Source organism: Mesorhizobium sp. WSM4848 (assembly GCF_055811375.1).
Genome location: NZ_JBVVPX010000024.1, coordinates 76,141 through 91,239 on the forward strand (window position 1 = coordinate 76,141; position 15,099 = coordinate 91,239).

Annotated in this window: 18 protein-coding genes; 5 read left to right on the forward strand and 13 right to left on the reverse strand. The window is 61.2% G+C overall.

Going from position 1 to position 15,099, the window contains the following annotated elements; translation table 11 throughout:
• Window positions 1-69 precede the first annotated feature (69 nt).
• Window positions 70-381: a hypothetical protein gene (locus tag AC0L16_RS21270; protein WP_473623047.1), complete on the reverse strand. Its 312-nt coding sequence runs from the start codon at window positions 379-381 to the stop codon at window positions 70-72.
• A 313-nt stretch (window positions 382-694) separates the two neighbouring features.
• Here AC0L16_RS21270 and AC0L16_RS21275 point away from each other — a divergent pair, with 313 nt between their 5' ends.
• The 5 genes from AC0L16_RS21275 to AC0L16_RS21295 all read left to right on the forward strand — a co-directional run bounded on the left by AC0L16_RS21275 (window position 695) and on the right by AC0L16_RS21295 (window position 4,322).
• On the forward strand, window positions 695-1,993 hold the full coding sequence (locus AC0L16_RS21275) for an Nramp family divalent metal transporter (protein WP_473623048.1): 1,299 nt from the start codon (window positions 695-697) through the stop codon (window positions 1,991-1,993).
• Between the two features lie 159 nt (window positions 1,994-2,152).
• The gene (locus AC0L16_RS21280) at window positions 2,153-2,407 is read left to right on the forward strand and encodes a hypothetical protein (protein WP_473623049.1); all 255 of its coding nucleotides are present in this window, start codon (window positions 2,153-2,155) and stop codon (window positions 2,405-2,407) included.
• A gap of 27 nt (window positions 2,408-2,434) precedes the next feature.
• Entirely contained in the window at window positions 2,435-2,932 is a 498-nt protein-coding gene (locus tag AC0L16_RS21285; protein WP_473623051.1) for a hypothetical protein, read from the forward strand.
• Window positions 2,933-3,073: 141 nt separating this feature from the next.
• Window positions 3,074-3,655 carry a sigma-70 family RNA polymerase sigma factor gene (locus tag AC0L16_RS21290; protein WP_473623052.1) on the forward strand — a complete coding sequence of 194 codons (582 nt, stop codon included), beginning with the start codon at window positions 3,074-3,076 and terminating at the stop codon, window positions 3,653-3,655.
• A 457-nt stretch (window positions 3,656-4,112) separates the two neighbouring features.
• Entirely contained in the window at window positions 4,113-4,322 is a 210-nt protein-coding gene (locus AC0L16_RS21295; RefSeq protein ID WP_473623054.1) for a hypothetical protein, read from the forward strand.
• Here AC0L16_RS21295 and AC0L16_RS21300 read toward each other — a convergent pair.
• The 12 genes from AC0L16_RS21300 to AC0L16_RS21355 form a co-directional block, all read right to left on the reverse strand.
• Window positions 4,319-5,320 carry a class I SAM-dependent methyltransferase gene (locus AC0L16_RS21300; protein ID WP_473623055.1) on the reverse strand — a complete coding sequence of 334 codons (1,002 nt, stop codon included), beginning with the start codon at window positions 5,318-5,320 and terminating at the stop codon, window positions 4,319-4,321. The genes AC0L16_RS21295 and AC0L16_RS21300 overlap by 4 nt on opposite strands.
• A complete protein-coding gene (locus tag AC0L16_RS21305; RefSeq protein ID WP_473623056.1) occupies window positions 5,317-6,306 on the reverse strand; it encodes a GNAT family N-acetyltransferase in 990 nt (329 codons plus the stop codon). Before AC0L16_RS21305 ends, AC0L16_RS21300 begins: the two co-directional genes overlap by 4 nt.
• Window positions 6,307-6,314: 8 nt before the next feature.
• Window positions 6,315-7,295, reverse strand: a complete 981-nt coding sequence (locus tag AC0L16_RS21310) for a glycosyltransferase (RefSeq protein ID WP_473623058.1) — start codon at window positions 7,293-7,295, stop codon at window positions 6,315-6,317.
• 80 nt (window positions 7,296-7,375) lie between these two features.
• Window positions 7,376-8,227: a PIG-L deacetylase family protein gene (locus AC0L16_RS21315; protein ID WP_473623059.1), complete on the reverse strand. Its 852-nt coding sequence runs from the start codon at window positions 8,225-8,227 to the stop codon at window positions 7,376-7,378.
• Window positions 8,228-8,234: 7 nt separating this feature from the next.
• Entirely contained in the window at window positions 8,235-9,167 is a 933-nt protein-coding gene (locus tag AC0L16_RS21320; protein ID WP_473623061.1) for a glycoside hydrolase 5 family protein, read from the reverse strand.
• On the reverse strand, window positions 9,160-9,921 hold the full coding sequence (locus AC0L16_RS21325; RefSeq protein WP_473623062.1) for a TIGR04290 family methyltransferase: 762 nt from the start codon (window positions 9,919-9,921) through the stop codon (window positions 9,160-9,162). Before AC0L16_RS21325 ends, AC0L16_RS21320 begins: the two co-directional genes overlap by 8 nt.
• Before the next feature lie 2 nt (window positions 9,922-9,923).
• A complete protein-coding gene (locus AC0L16_RS21330) occupies window positions 9,924-10,727 on the reverse strand; it encodes a sugar phosphate nucleotidyltransferase (protein WP_473623063.1) in 804 nt (267 codons plus the stop codon).
• Window positions 10,727-11,848 (reverse strand): CgeB family protein, encoded by a 1,122-nt coding sequence (locus AC0L16_RS21335; protein WP_473623065.1) that lies wholly within the window; start codon window positions 11,846-11,848, stop codon window positions 10,727-10,729. The genes AC0L16_RS21330 and AC0L16_RS21335 overlap by 1 nt, the downstream gene beginning before the upstream one ends.
• A gap of 13 nt (window positions 11,849-11,861) precedes the next feature.
• Window positions 11,862-12,458 (reverse strand): histidine phosphatase family protein, encoded by a 597-nt coding sequence (locus AC0L16_RS21340; RefSeq protein WP_473623066.1) that lies wholly within the window; start codon window positions 12,456-12,458, stop codon window positions 11,862-11,864.
• Window positions 12,455-13,558 (reverse strand): inositol-3-phosphate synthase, encoded by a 1,104-nt coding sequence (locus tag AC0L16_RS21345; protein ID WP_473623069.1) that lies wholly within the window; start codon window positions 13,556-13,558, stop codon window positions 12,455-12,457. Before AC0L16_RS21345 ends, AC0L16_RS21340 begins: the two co-directional genes overlap by 4 nt.
• Before the next feature lie 161 nt (window positions 13,559-13,719).
• Entirely contained in the window at window positions 13,720-13,932 is a 213-nt protein-coding gene (locus AC0L16_RS21350) for a hypothetical protein (RefSeq protein ID WP_473623090.1), read from the reverse strand.
• Between the two features lie 112 nt (window positions 13,933-14,044).
• Window positions 14,045-15,091, reverse strand: a complete 1,047-nt coding sequence (locus AC0L16_RS21355) for a UDP-glucuronic acid decarboxylase family protein (RefSeq protein ID WP_473623070.1) — start codon at window positions 15,089-15,091, stop codon at window positions 14,045-14,047.
• Window positions 15,092-15,099 lie beyond the last annotated feature (8 nt).

Here is a 15,099-nt window from a genome sequence, read left to right on the forward strand (position 1 = left end):
CGGCTATCGTATCTCTCCTGCCTTCACAGTCGCTAACCAAAAGGCGGGCCGTTGCCCGCCTTCCATGGTTCAGTTGTTCCCGGCGCCGTTCTTTTTGACACTGCTGCAGAATTCAGGGTGGCTGTTGGCGGCATTGGCGTTTGCCGCCTCCTCATCGCAGACTTTTGTCATTGCCATGCGGTCCTCGTCCGTAAGCGCTCTCCATGCCTTCGTGAATTCATCGTCGGACCGCAAAGTCTTCATGCTGGAGTCTGTGTAGAACGGCTCCATCTTTGCGGGGTCATCCAACGCAGACGTGCCTGTGTCAGTGCCTGCCGCGAGACAAACGCCGCTTACCATAGAAAGCGCCATCGCGCCTAAACAGATCATCTTGGAGGTCATGGTAAGACCCTTTCCGTTGTTTAAAGGTCGCTAATGCAACCGCCTGCTGGCAAACGGCGTGTCTTGGAAAAGGTTCCTATCTCACTTGCTGGCAGGCCGCCCGATCGGCGCTTTCTACAATCCGCGAGGCGTCCTGTGCATCCGGCCATTAATGCGGCGCCTACCGACGGAACAAAGCGCCTGCTTGGCTGTTCGATTCCAAACACGAGAACTGTCCGATGATCGCCTGCTGCAGCTTGTTGCCATAGAGGATGATTGTTCCGATGCATGTCTCCATTGGCCTCCACGTCAAGCCAGCGGCAGTGCGTGTTCAATGAGCGAACCGGCTGTCAAGGACCCCGGCCGAAAAAACGCCCGACAGGAGGGTAGCGGCATCGCCCGGGCTCTTGGGCTCGGGCTGATCACCGGCGCGGCCGATGACGACTGCTCGGCCATCGGAACCTACGCCAGTGCCGGGGCCAGGTTCGGCCCCGACCTGCTTTGGACCGCGCCACTTACCCTGCCGATGATGTACACTGTCGTGTATCTCTCATCGAAGCTGGGCCAGGTCTCCGGACGCGGGCTCTTCCAGGTCATTTCCGACTTTTACCCGCGATGGCTTTTGTGGTCGGTGTTGGTGGGCGTGCTGATCGGGAACACCATCGAGGCTGCCGCGGATCTTGGGGCGATGTCCGCGGCTCTCAATCTGTTCGTCCCTCTGCCGGTTCCATTGATCGTGGTTGGCGTGGCGGCCATTATTTTCGCTCTGCAGGTTTTCGGCTCCTACAAATTGATCCGAAACGCATTCCGATGGCTGGCGCTGACGCTGCTTGCCTATGTGGTTTCCGCCGTCCTCGCAAAACCGGACCCACTGTCTGTTCTGTACGGCACTCTGATCCCAAAAATCGAGTTCAGTCGCGAGTACCTGTCCATCCTCGTTGCCATCATCGGCACGACGCTCTCGGCATACCTTTATACCTGGCAGTCCAACCAGGAGGTCGAGGAAGAGATTGCAGAGGGCAGGGCGACTCTCAAAGAGCGCAAGGGAGCGACGGCAGGCGAACTCCGCCGGTCTCGCCGCGACATCTTGATCGGTATGACGTTTTCCAATTTGATTATGTATTTCATCATTCTTTCGACGGGATCAACCCTCTACGAGGCAGGTCAGACCCAGATTGAGACAGCCGCCCAGGCAGCCGAAGCGCTGCGGCCGCTTGCCGGTGATGCGGCAGGAATTGTCTTCGCAGCAGGCGTGATCGGCGTCGGCTTTCTGGCCGTTCCAGTCATGACGACCGGCGCTGCCTTTGATCTTGCGCAGGCGATGGGTTGGAAGCACGGCATGAACGACAAACCTCGCCAGGCTCCCAAATTCTACATCGCGACCGGAGTGATCACACTGTTGGCTGTGGGGCTCAATTTCATGGGCTTCAACCCGATGAAAGCCCTGGTCTGGGCCGGTATTGTGCAGGGCTTCTCCACTCCGCCTCTGCTGCTCCTGATCCTAATTATGACCAACAACCGCAAGATCATGGGCGACAAGGTGAACAGCCCCGGCACAAACGTCCTTGGCGGTGTGACGACGTTGGCGATCTTCGCTGCGTCAGTCGGGCTAGTGGCGACCTGGTTCATCTAGCGATACGCCGGCATCCCGCGATCTGTTGAAGAAGTGCTCGACCAAGTTTCGTAATCAGCAAACGCAACGGCTGAAGCAGATCGGCTGGGCGCAGCGGAACTCGCGCTGAACTCGCCCGTTAGCTTTTTTCAGTCGACATCCTTCGCATAGGAGCCCTCCATGCTTATCGAGCACCAGAGCAAGCGGCCGAACATCAACCGCTTATGTGGTGACGCCGCTACCCCAGATCTTTGTCATATCGAAGTGATCGGCGTCCGTCTCGCCTACGAAGACCTGGCGAAGGCCCGGGGTATTGTTCATCCATGGCTTCATGTTCGAGCGCACGATGTGGCTCGCGCGATAGGCGGCGGTTCGCTGAACGAGAGCGATGCATCGGAGCCGGTGAATGGAACATCTGCCGACAATTGCCGTTGATATGCTCACCAGGTGAAAGGGCTGCATATGTCAAAACTTCAGGCGGCAACTCGAGAGGATTTGCAACGGCTCAAGCTCGAGGCGTCGGCTTACTTCGGCCCGAAACTGCTCCAACAAGCACTATTGCGCCTTTGCCACGCTTGTGGAAGCGATAGCCTTGCCCGGTTCGAGAAGGCCATGGTCGATCAGATCGAGGCAATGCAGGACGATGATATAGCCAACTTCGAAACACTGAAGGAATTTGCCATCGAACAGCTTTATGCCTGTGTTCGAGAGGTCAAGTCGTCACCAGACATGAAGCAGCCGCTGGAAGAAGCAGAATCCCGAAGGACACTTGGTCGGTCGCAAAAGCCGGAAACCTTAGAAGACCAGTTGCAGGCCGGCCTAGAGGATTCTTTCCCCGCGAGCGACCCGCCTGCCGTGGTGTCCACAGCGATCCCCGGCGGGGCGAAAAAGCTGGTCGGGACTGACGAAGTCCTGAAAAAGCAGCGAGAAGAGGCGGCTAAGAACAACGACCGGTCATAGACGGCCGCCCGCCCAATCCGGATTTTCCAGCGCCTTATTTCGATGTCCGGAACGATCCAAACCTTCATGCATTTAGCTACGTCTGCGTTCATCAACTCTTTCTTGCTGGGAGCTGGACCATTGTCCTCCAGGGGCTACCCCTTGGCCAACCAGGAAACGGATGACGTTTCCATCGTTGACCTGATACCCGCCTTGCGAGCCTTCGCCCGCACCTTCTGCCGGGTCCCCGACGATGCCGACGACCTGGTCCAGGAGACATTGACCAAAGGGCTCGCGAACATCGACAAGTTCGAGCCCGGAACGCGTATGAAGTCATGGCTCTTCACCATCATGCGCAATACCTATTATACGCGCATCAAGGCCGCCGACAGGGAGAAGCCAGGCCTGCTTGACTGCGCCTCCGCAATCCCGATTACGGAAGCGACCCAGGAGTGGTCCGTTCAGAGCAAGGAAGTCTCCAACGCGGTGCAGAGGTTGCCGGAGCATCAGCGCGAGGTCCTGATGCTGATCGGGGTTCTTGGCGTCAGCTATGAAGAAACTGCCGAAATATGCGGTTGCGCGGTGGGAACGGTAAAAAGCCGCCTTAACCGAGCGCGTGCCAGCGTGCTTGAATATCTCGGCGAAAGTTCCTTGCAGACATTGGTGGAAAGACGCGATCACTTGTTAGAAGCCCGGCACTTGCCACAAGCCCAGGGAAACTTCGCAGTCGACAGGCGTCGATAGCTAGTCCTGTTTCTTTGCTTTGCATCGACGCTTCTCGACAAGCGCATTCTGCAGTTGAACCGCAAGGTCAGTCAGCCGGTCGGGGACCTTTTCCTGCTCGATAGCAGTCAGCAGAGATGCAATCTTCCGGTCTATTGCCAGCCGGAGTTGCGGGCTGATGCTATCGTCGCTCGAGCGAGACATAGTGTTCTCTTAAACGAATCAGTCCCTTCACCAGTGTGGTGACGGCAATCAGAGTTTGCAACGATTCGCGCGCCGTCCTCACAGTCAGCGCCGTCGCTGCACAGCCCGTCCCTTGCACAGCATTGTGTATCGAAGCTGCTGGTCTCATCGGGGAAGCCTATGCTTTCCCCTCGAGTCCTCCCGGCGCTATTCCCGGGTGCGCTCGACATTTCGACTCTTGCGACCTCGACTGGCCGCTGGTCATGATTGGCGTCTGCGGTTGCAGCAGTCAGTCTTGGGAGAGACGATCTGCGGCGTGATACTGATCGGAGTTGATCCGACTGCCATCGAGCCGGCGTTGCTCGGTGTGCTGCTTGCCAGGCTCTGCTGGACAAAGCCGCGTTTCCTCGACCTTGTCGCTGGCCAAATCGGTCATCGCGCCGGCGCCGGAGCCTTTATCTCGACGGCAGAGGTGATGTCTATCTTGCCGCCGGATGCCATCTAGTCCTCCTTCGGATTGTGAGCACTCTCAGGTGCCCTTGTCTCTTGTGACGCCCGAACAATCATGCGCCGTAATGTTCCGTCGGATGCCGTAAGAAGAAAGGCATTGCCGTCCCACAGCCGGAACGGCTTCTCGCCGTCAACCATCACCTGCATGCCGTAGGCTTCGGCGAGGCGGTGTACATCGGCGCGATCCAGCGCCGTCGATCCGCGATAGGAGTAATTCAGAAGTGCTGCCATGCCTGACGGTTTCAGAACACGCGCAATTTCCTCGAAGTACCGCTCCGCCAGGCCAGCCAGCACCAGGTAGGGGAAACTGTCGACAGCCAGCACGCAATCGAAGCTTGCGTTGCCGAAATCGGCAAGATCGAGACCAGAGGTCGGCCGCAGGTCCACATTGCGCAGCCCGGCACATCGCCGACGAGCGACCGAAATCATTTCTAGGGATATGTCGATGCCGACGATCCGGTGCGCTGCATCCGAGAGCGCGCATTCGAAACGCCCGATGCCACAACCAACGTCCAGTATGTCCTGGTCGGGGCCGGTGAAGCCTTGCCCCTCCAACCATGCGACGATCTCGTCGGTGGCGGCGGTGAGTTTCTCCTCGTCTCCCAACGAAGACAGTTGAACGCTCGCCGCCTCGGAAATCGTCGCCGCGGCATCAAAGCCGGCGGCCAGCCGCCTCACGACCGCGGCGTCAGTTTCCCATTCATCGCGTTTGTGGCGGACGGCCGCACCCGTTTCGCGCAGCGTGGCGAAGATGTCAGGCCTGTGACGAAGCAGATCGGCGATCCGCTCCAGTCTGTCACGTTTTCGAAGGTCGGCTGAACTCATTTCCAGCGCCACATTGGCCAATTCTCCGGCATCGACCCCCGTCTCGAAGCGCAGCGCCAGTCTGGCAATGATGGCTTCGACGCAGGCGCCGTCGGCCATGCACTCCTCGAGCAGCATTTTTGCTGTCGATGCCGCCTGTGGCGATGGCTTTCGTCCGGTGGTGCTCATTGAGCCATGCTCCGCGTCCAGACCTTTCGCATTGTCCATTGGTCGACGGCGCCCCAGCCATACTTGTAGCTCTCCTGGCCGCGCAGAAAGTCGAACTCCCGCGCCCCTTCGCGAGCCGCTTCGGCAATCGCGTGACCGATCAGGATTGCGCCGGGACTTTCCTCGGCATAGGCCGGATCAAAACCGCCAAGGTAGGCGTAGGCGCGGTGGCGATGATGAAATCCGTAATAGGCGCCGACGACCGCATCATCGATAGCAACAAGCCAGCATCGGACAAGACCCTGTGCGGCAAGCATGGGAAGCGCCTGCCGATGGAATTCTTCTGCAGCCGGATCGGCCAGAACGCCGTCGCCGCGCCCGGCCCAACGCGCGCCGTGAAGGCGGACCAGGTGATCGAAAAACGCTTTGAGATCGGCCTGCGCCGGTATGATGGAGACGCAGCCACGCCGGCGTGCGGCATTGTGCGCGCGGCGCAACTGGCGTCTTCGCCGCGCCGGAACGCAGACCGCGAGCACATCATCGCCAGCGATCGGCAGCACGGGACAAGCGGCGTGGTCGACGGGTTGACCCGCTTCCAGCGCAGCGTGCGTAATAGTGAGACCGGCAGCACCGGCCGGTAGGTCCGGTAGAATCCATTGCGACCAATTGATCGCAAGAACCCGGTCGGCGATGACGGCGGCGACAGCCGCTTCGATACCGGGGAAACACAGGACATCCAGATAGTCGCTCAACGAAATCCCAACCGGAAGCAGTCTCGACCCGGAAGTTGCCTGTTCCAGGTAAAGCGGCGCCAATCCCACCAGATCGTCGCCTCGCCAGACAGCGATGGTCGCCAACTCTCCGGGCGCAAATGCGCGCCACCACGGCACCAGCCAGGCGGGGCTTTGGAACGGCGTCGCTGTCCGGCTGTGCACCCAGAGCTCCCGCCATCGCGGCGCCAGCGCCTCAAGGGCGGCCGGATCGTTGATGATCTCGGAGCGGAGCATGAAACCGCTCACTGCACCGCCGCGAGGCGCCTGCGGCCGGCACCAAGCCCTGCCAGCCCATGGTAGGCGTCCATGTAAGACGAAATCATTTGGTCGAGCGAAAAGCGCCGCCGCGCCTCGGCCCGGCATGTCTCGGCATCCAGGCCGGAGGCTGCGACGATGGCCTCCGCCATCTCATGAATGTCGTTGACCAGAAAGCCCGTCTTGCCGTGTTCGACCACGTCCGGGAGCGCGCCGTTTGGAAAGGCGACGACCGGCGTGCCGCAGGCGAGAGCCTCCATCGCGACAAGCGAGCTGGTTTCCGCGGCAAGGCTGGGAATGACCAGGCAGCGGGCGGCGTTGAGAAAGTGCCGCTTCGCGGCGAAGCCGAGCGGGCCGAGGAAGCGGCGGCGCTGGTCGAGGCGCGGCTGGACTTCGTCACGAAAGTACAGCGTGTGCGTTTCATAGGGGTAAACCTTGCCGCCGATGATCAGCCGCACGCCAGCCTGTTTGGCCGCGTCCAGTGCCAGGTGGATGCCCTTTTCCGGGCAAATGCGGCTGAGCACCAGCGCGAAGTTGCGCTTGGACTGCCGACCGCTCAGCGCATCGATATCGACGCCGTTTGGAATGGGTGCCACCAGCCTGGCACCCGGCGGCGCGGTCCTCTGTTGGGCCATCGAGACGGCGTGAAGCCATAAATCGTCGCGGACCGTGCGCAAGGCATCGGCGGGGTACCAGTCGAGCGGCAGGTGCAGGCTTACAAGGGCCGGGCCATCATCAGGCAGATAGGCATCAAAATCGATGCCGTGCAGGTGAACCACGTCGATCGGCCAACGGGCGCGTGCGACTTCTATCGCGGTGCGGTGAGAGCGCTGTGCCCGTTTCTTCGCCGCATCGTCGAGCACACCCGGTTCAGCAGGCGTCTCGATGAGCACGCCTGCCGCTTTGGAGCCCTGGCAACCGATCACGATGGAACCGTGCCCGGCGCGCACGAGTGCCTGGTCGAGCATCGACAGCACCTGCTCGGCACCGCCAACCGCATCCGGGCCGACTGGCGCGAGAGGGTAGGCGACGTTCAGGACGGTGAGGGTCATGGCCGGTCGAGCCCAAGCTCCTCATGCGCAGCGGCCGCGGCGTGAAGCCAATCCGCCGGCTCGAAGCCGAGCGGCAGCGCCTCGTAATAAAGCCTGCCGTTGTTCGGCAGCGCCATGAAATCATAGGCAGGCGCCACCCGGAAACGTTCGACGCGCGCCGTGAACGGCGCCAGCGTCCGTTGCTGCGTCCGGTGGCAGGCCAGCATGCACTGCTTCCGTTCGAAAGCCGCTTCCGTAAGGTGCAATTCGATGCACTCGCTGCCGGCATGGCTGTTGAAATCCTGAAGGACCGCTCCATCAGGTCCGGCCGAATAGAACGCCATTTCGATGATGGCCGGCGCCTGGCGTCCGTCGCGGCGCAGCAAATGGCAGGCCGCATGGACGGCAAAGGCGGTCGCGTCATGATCGGGGTGACCACCTTCGTAAGAATGCGTGCAGACGAAGCTGACGTCGCGCTCGGCCAAAAGCCCGGTCAGCTCCCGTGCGAGCGAGCCAAGATTTCCGGCAGCTTGCTTGTCGGGATAACCGAGGCTGATCAGGGCCGTCGACGGCAATCCCGCTGCCGCCAGCGCCGTCTCCAACTCAATATGGCGGGCCTCGGCATAGTCCTGCCACGTCTCGAAGCCGTATGCTCGCGCATCTTCAAGGTCTCGCGGCGCGCCATCGGTGACATGAACGATGCGAGATCCGCGCAAGCCGGCAAGATGCCCGCCGATGCCGATGGTCTCGTCGTCCGGATGCGCGACAACGATCATGATCTCAGCACCGTCCGAGCCGTGCGGAGCAGCACCTAGCAACAAGGCCGCGAATTCGGCAAGCGGTCCGGACCGGTCAGGTGCGTGTTGCATGACACACTCATGCTGCCGAAGCCCGCACCGCTCTGACCGGCGAGGCAGCCATGGCGGGAGCGTAGCGGCGGGTCATCGTCGCGCAAAACTCCGCAAATTCCTCCGGCACCAGCGGCGGACTGGTGTGATGCGGCATCACTCCGCGGTGCTCTGGCGTGAAGCAGAAGGTGATGGTCACGTCGAAATCGGCAAGTGCTTCCATCTGCCGGTCGTACCAATCCAGCGCGTTCGGCCTGAAACTGTCGGCCCAGGAAAGCCCGGTGCGCAGATTGGTGACGCCCAGCCGTTTCATCCAGGCGACGGCGTCGTCCAGCCGGGGATCTTCGAAGTGGAACCATTGCACCAGCCCCATCCCGGGTGCGTAACGCAGGAATTCTTCGAGCGCTGGCTTGGGCGTGCCGTCTTGGCGGAGCAGGCCCATGTAGAAGTGGCGATAGTAGGAGGAGCCTTCGGCCTCGCGATGACGCGTCGTTGCCCCCCATTCGCGCGGAAGATCGTAGAGGCTGTACCATTGCACGCGCGAGGCATTGCCGAGCAGCAGTTCGGCGCTCCGACGCAAACCCCAGAGCTGAATCTCCTCCGCGCCGAAGCTCGACACACCAACTTCGCTGACCCATACGGGAAGATCGGTGACGGTCGAAATCTCGCCGATCTTCTGCGGCCAATCCTGGATCTGCCAGAGATTCCAGTCGAGTGGGAAGCCATGCACACCGACGGCATCGACGTGATCGAGCACCCCGTATTGCTTCATGAGCGCCATGAAATCGGCATCGATCGGCGAAATGCCGCCCAGGATCCTGGTCACGGCCGGGTTTGCCGATGCGATCGCATCGGCGGCCAGTATTGCCATGTTGGCGAAGCGGCTCCAGTCGGGGTCGAGTTCGGGATCCCAATGGGATTTGTTGTTCGGCTCGTTCCAGATCATCGCGGCTTCAATCATGAAGTTGTCCTTTCGACGGGTAGACGGCGCCGCCGCCGGCCGGCTCACCGGCGGCGCGGCAGAAATAAACCTCTTGCTCCGGGTGCAGCACGATCTCGAAGCCGGCGCTGCGCAGCATCGCTTCAGTGCAGGCGCGATTGGGAATCCACCAGTTGGTCGGGTCGTCGGCATAGCGATGCTCGACGAAATGCAGCTTCGGAAACTCCGGCCGATCGAACAGATCCTGGGTCCAGAATGGATAATTCTCATCGAGTGCAGGCAGTTCGATGCTGCCGCGCTGCATGGACTGGAAGATCATCAGGTCGCCGGCAACGTGCTCCCGGATCAGATCGAGAGCGAGCAGGGGGTGGCGCAGGTGATAAAGCACGCCCATGAACAGAACGATATCGAATTTCCCCCGCAGGGCGCCGACGTCGTAGACCGACAACTGCTGGAATTCGATGTCGCAGTCCGCGATTTCGGCGGCGAAGCGCGCCTGCGCCAGATAGGCTTCATCGAAATCGATGCCGAGGACGCGGCCGGCGCCGCGTCGCTTCATCTCGATCGAGTAGAAGCCAGCGTTGCAGCCTATGTCGAGCACGGCCTTGCCGGACAGATCGGCAGGAATGGCGTCGGCGAACTTGCGCCACTTGATCAGCGGATAATTGCCGAGGAAATGGTCGGGGGCGGTTTCGACGCCCGCCAACTCCATGTTGTGGAACCACGGGCCAAGGGCATCGATGCGGCGGCGGATTTCGGCGTTCGAATGCAGCATGGCTAGCCTCCTTCGCCTGGATGGCTTGGTAATGCCTGCTCCGGCAGCACGAACATGAGGTTTTTCGGGTCGTCCTCCGTCGTGTCGTTGTTCTCGAGCAGCCGGAGCGCCGTGCGGTAGCCGTTGAACGTGCCGACGTCGACATAGGCGGTGCCTGCCTTGACGCCGCAAGCCTCACCGCCGGCCGCCAGATAGGCGTTGATCAGGGTACCGACATATTCGTCGCTTTGATCCCGCTCGCGCCAAAGCGCGGCAAGCTGGTGATGTATGCGGCCCGGCATCTTGAACGCCCCCCAGATCCAGTTCGATGCGGCGCCTTGTTGCTTGACCTGGATCTCCTTCACCCGGTCATCCCTGTCGAGAACGACGGCATCGAAGAGTTCCGGGTGATCCACCGGGAAGAGCAAAAACGACAGCCGGTCGTCCGGCAGGCGGCAAAAGCCATCTTCCGGAAACCAGATCGTATCGGGCAGGCCGACCAGAACCGTCTCGTCCGGCGCGACCAGCGGCGCGGCGCGGAAGATCGCGTCGCAAAGACCGACGGGGTTGGGCTGCACGACAAACAATGCGGCGGCGTCGCCGTACCCGGCGGCGTAGTATTCGAGAATGTCCGATTTTCCCGATCCGATGACGAAGCAGATTTTGTCGACGCCGTTGCGCACCATGCGACGCACCAGATATTCGCTCACCGCGCAAGGACGCTCGGTCTGGCCGTCGATGCGGCTGCCGACCGGCAGGAGCTCCTTTGAGAAGCCGAGCGGTTGAATGCGGCTGCCGCGGCCGGCGGCGGGCACGATGCCCAACATCAGATTGCTTCCTTCAACGGCTCGCCCGCCGTCAGGCCCTGCCCCGCCGTCAAGCCCTGCAATGAATCGGACAGGAGGCGGTCCAGCTCCCTGGCGCGCTGCGCAGAGGTGTGTTCGTCCAACACCCGCTCGCTCGCCCGGCGCCGGATTGCGTCGACTTGGCTGTCGGGCAAGCCGACTGCCGCGACCACGTCGTCGGTGGTGTCCGCCAGGATAATCTCGCTGCCGGGCTGGAAAAAACTGCTCAGCCCGGGCCAGGTGTCGCTCACGATCGCCGCGCCGCAGGCTGCCGCCTCGAACAGCCTGCCCGAAGGACACCAGCCCCTCTTGGCCATCGCCTCGCGCGTCACGTTTAGCGTCAGGCGCGATGAGCAGAAGAAGGCCGGATGATCCGCAGGCGGAAGGTGACTGACAAAGAAGATGTTTTCGCCCCACGGGAATTCGTGCGGATATTGGGCGCCGCCGATGACGAAGCGGTGGTCCGGCAGGCGCGCTGCCGTGCGGACCAGCAGCTTTTCGACGCCGGCCTGGCGATCGGCCGCATAAGTTCCGAGATAGGATAAATCCCCGGCGAATTCAGCTCGGGCCTGGGCTGGCCGGTGTCGCTCGGGATCGACATGGCCGTAGAGAGGCAAGACACGGCGGGCACCCAGCAGCGTTTTCAGCGCATCGATTGCAGTTCCCCCCGTATAACTCAGGGCGAGGTCGAAATCGCGCAGCCCTTCGGGCCCGTAATAGGCCGGTCGTAGACCTTGTTCGATCCGGGCGAGTGTGACGGGGGTGTCGAGATCGTAGAAAACCTTCAGCCCGCGACAGGCCTGCTGCGCCAGGCGCGATGCTTCCACGGCGTCGGGGCAATAGGACGTGACGATCACGACGTCCGATTGCCCGATCGCCTGCTCCGCGACATGGCGAATGTCCTCCCACTCCGGATAGAGAACGACATTGCCGCCATCGAGATGATCAAGATCGCGTGCGCCGGCATAGTACGGGGTGTTGCGTTCGAAAAAGCTGACCGACCAGCCCAGCCGGCCGAGCGCACGGATCAGCCCGCGCCACAGCGTCGCGTGTCCGTTTCCCCACGAGGAGGTGACGGTGAGACCGAAAATGACCATACGCATCCGGCAGTCCTCGTCAGGCGGCTTCGTTCAGTCGGATCAGCTTGGAGCCCCAGTCACCGGACACGACCGTGGTGATCGAAGCGGGGTCGATGTCGAAGCGAAAACACTCTCCCAGCGGCAAGCCGACCACCTTGCAGACGGCGGCTTTGATCACGTCGGCATGGCTGACCAGTGCCACAGACTGGTTCTGGTAGCATTTGCGAAGCTGCTGCATCAGCGAGATGACACGTTGCTGGACGTCCAGCATTGTCTCGCCGCCGGGCGTCCTCGCCTGCTGACGTTGACTGTTCCACACCCGCCAGTCGGCGTCCTGGCTCAACTCTTCGAAGGTCTTGCCCGACCACGCGCCGAAGTCGATCTCATCGAGCTCTTGGCAGATTGTGATCTTCTCGGCATTGGAGGCGATTGCGATCGGTTTTGCGGTTTCCATGGTTCGTTCGCGCGGGCTGCAACAGATGGCTGCCAGCGGTCGCGGCGCCATGTGGCTGGCCAGGCGCAAGGCCTGTGCCTTGCCGGTTTCGCCGAGGCAGACTCCAGCCATACGTCCGGCAAGATAGCCGCCGACATTGTCGTGCGCCGCATGGCGGATCAAAAAGAACGTCGTCGTCATTCCGCGGCATCAAGCATCGGCTCGTCCCTCCCGGCGATGAAAGACAGCGTGCGCAGGCGTGCCTCGGCATCGGTGAACTGCTCGGGCGGCGACTTCATGAAATAACTGCTAGGGCCGGTCAGCGCTCCTGCGATGCCGCGGTCAAGCGCCAGTTTGGCGCAGCGGACAGCGTCGATCACGACTCCGGCCGAGTTGGGCGAATCCCATACTTCCAGTTTGAGCTCTGCATTCAGCGGCACGCCGCCGAACGTCGTGCCTTCGACGCGGATGTAGGCCCATTTTCGATCGGTAAGCCAGGGCACATGGTCGCTGGGGCCGACATGGATGTTGCCGGCCTCCAGGGGGACGTCGAACTGACTGGCTACGGATTGTGTCTTGGAGATTTTCTTCGATTCCAGCCGCTCGCGCTCCAGCATGTTGAGGAAATCGGTGTTGCCGCCGAAATTCAGCTGATAGGTGCGGTCGATGCGGACGCCGCGCTCGCGGAACAGATTGGCGAGCAACCGGTGCACGATCGTCGCGCCGACCTGGCTTTTGATATCGTCGCCGACCAGCGGCAGACCGCGCTGTTCAAAGCGCCGGCGCCATTCGGGCCGCGATGCGATAAAGACCGGTATGCAGTTGACGAAGGCGCAACCGGCCTCGAGCGCGCACGCGGCATAAAAATACGTAGCTTCTTCCGAGCCGACCGGCAGATATGAGACCAGTACGTCTGCGCCGCTTTCCCGAAGCAGCGCGCTGACATTCGCGACCGGCTCTTCTGCCTCCTCGATCTCATCGCGCAGATATTTGCCGATGCCGTCAAGTGTTGGTCCGCGCTCGACGCGAACGCCGGTTGCCGCAACATCGGCAAAGCGGAATGTATTGTTGGGCGCATTGTATATGGCTTCGGCCACATCGCGCCCAACTTTGCCCTTGGCGACGTCGAAAGCACAAACCACCTCGATGTCACCGACGTGATAGCCGCCGAGATCAGCGTGCATCAGGCCCGGTATCGGCTCATTGCCTCTGGCGTCCCGATAATATGAGAGGCCCTGGACAAGGGAAGATGCGCAATTGCCGACGCCGGCTATTCCAATCCGTACCTTTTTAGATCCCACGACACTGCCGCCATCGCTGTTGAAGGTAAGTTCCTCGCGCCGAACTGTCAGCTGCCGGGAATGTTCCTTGCGACCTGCAAAAATCACGAACCTCTATTCGGATCAAAGCTGCGCCCTGTGTTTTGCGTTGCCTGGGCCGATCGACGCCTGAGCCGCGAGCCTCAGTCGAGCGTTCGCAGCATATCCGCTTCTTTTTCCAGGATGGTGGCCACTTCCTCGGGCTCCAGATGCGTCATCATCAGGCTCACACAGCATTCGAGGTAGGTGATCGAGGCGCGTCTCAGAAAGGCAGCCGTTTCCCGTTCGGCCATTTGCTCTATGTCCTTGGCGGATCTTTTTCGATGCACGGGTCCGTTCTCCATGCCGATATCCACGCCCAACGGCGAGCTCGACCGGATGTTCCCACAATGAAAAAAAGTGAAAGCGCCTCTCGGGACGGTCACGGACCCCACCACGACCATGCCGAGGGCGCAGCGATCCCCGACTTCAGGCCGGCAGGTTTTGCAGTCGGCCTGAAGCGGACCTCACGCTTGTCGCAATTGGGGAAATTCGGTCCTCGTCACGGCTGGCCTCGATCTCCGTAAAATAGCTGATCGTCTGCATCAGACCTTGCTTGAGCGGCACCTTCGGCGACCAGTCTAGAAGGGCTTTTGCACGGGAAATGTCCGGTTGCCGCCGGCGAGGGTCGTCTTGCGGCAGTGGGAGGAATTTGAAGACCGAGTTGCTATGGGTCAAATCTCTCACCAATCCGGCCAGTTGAAGAACGGTGAATTCCCCAGGATTGCCCAAATTGACCGGTTGGCGCGGATTGGGATCGACATCCATGAGGCGGACCAGACCGTCGACCAGATCGGAGACGTAGCAGAACGACCTGGTCTGCAGCCCGTCGCCGAAAATCGTCAGTGGCCTCTTTTCGAGCGCCTGCATCACCAGGTTCGAGACGATCCGGCCGTCGGCGGGATCCATCCTCGGCCCATAGGTGTTGAAGATGCGCGCGACCCGGATGTCGGCCATTTCGGTCCTCAAATAGTCGAAGCACAAGGTTTCGGCGGTTCGCTTGCCCTCGTCGTAGCAGGCACGAGGACCGGTGCAGTTCACGTGACCGGCATAGTCTTCCCTTTGCGGGTGCTGTTCCGGATCGCCATACACTTCGCTTGTCGATGCCTGCAGGAAGCGCGCGTTGTTTCGGGCGGCGAGCTCGAGCAGATTGAGGGTTCCGATCACGCAGGTTCGCGTGGTGTGGATCGGATCAGCCTGGTAGCGCGGCGGCGACGCGGCGCACGCCAGGTTGAAAATGCGGTCGACCGGCTCAGCAAGGTCCAAAGGTCGACAAATATCCTGCTCGATCAGCCGGAAACGAGGACGGTCCATCATCGAGACGATGTTTTCCATCCGACCGGTAAGAAAATTGTCGACACAGATCACCCGGTACCCGGTCTGAAGCAGCGTTTCGCAAAGATGCGAACCGAGGAAACCCGCGCCGCCGGCGACGAGCGCCGTCTTGGTCCGTTGCGTCCTTCTTGATCGCCGCATCTCTATTT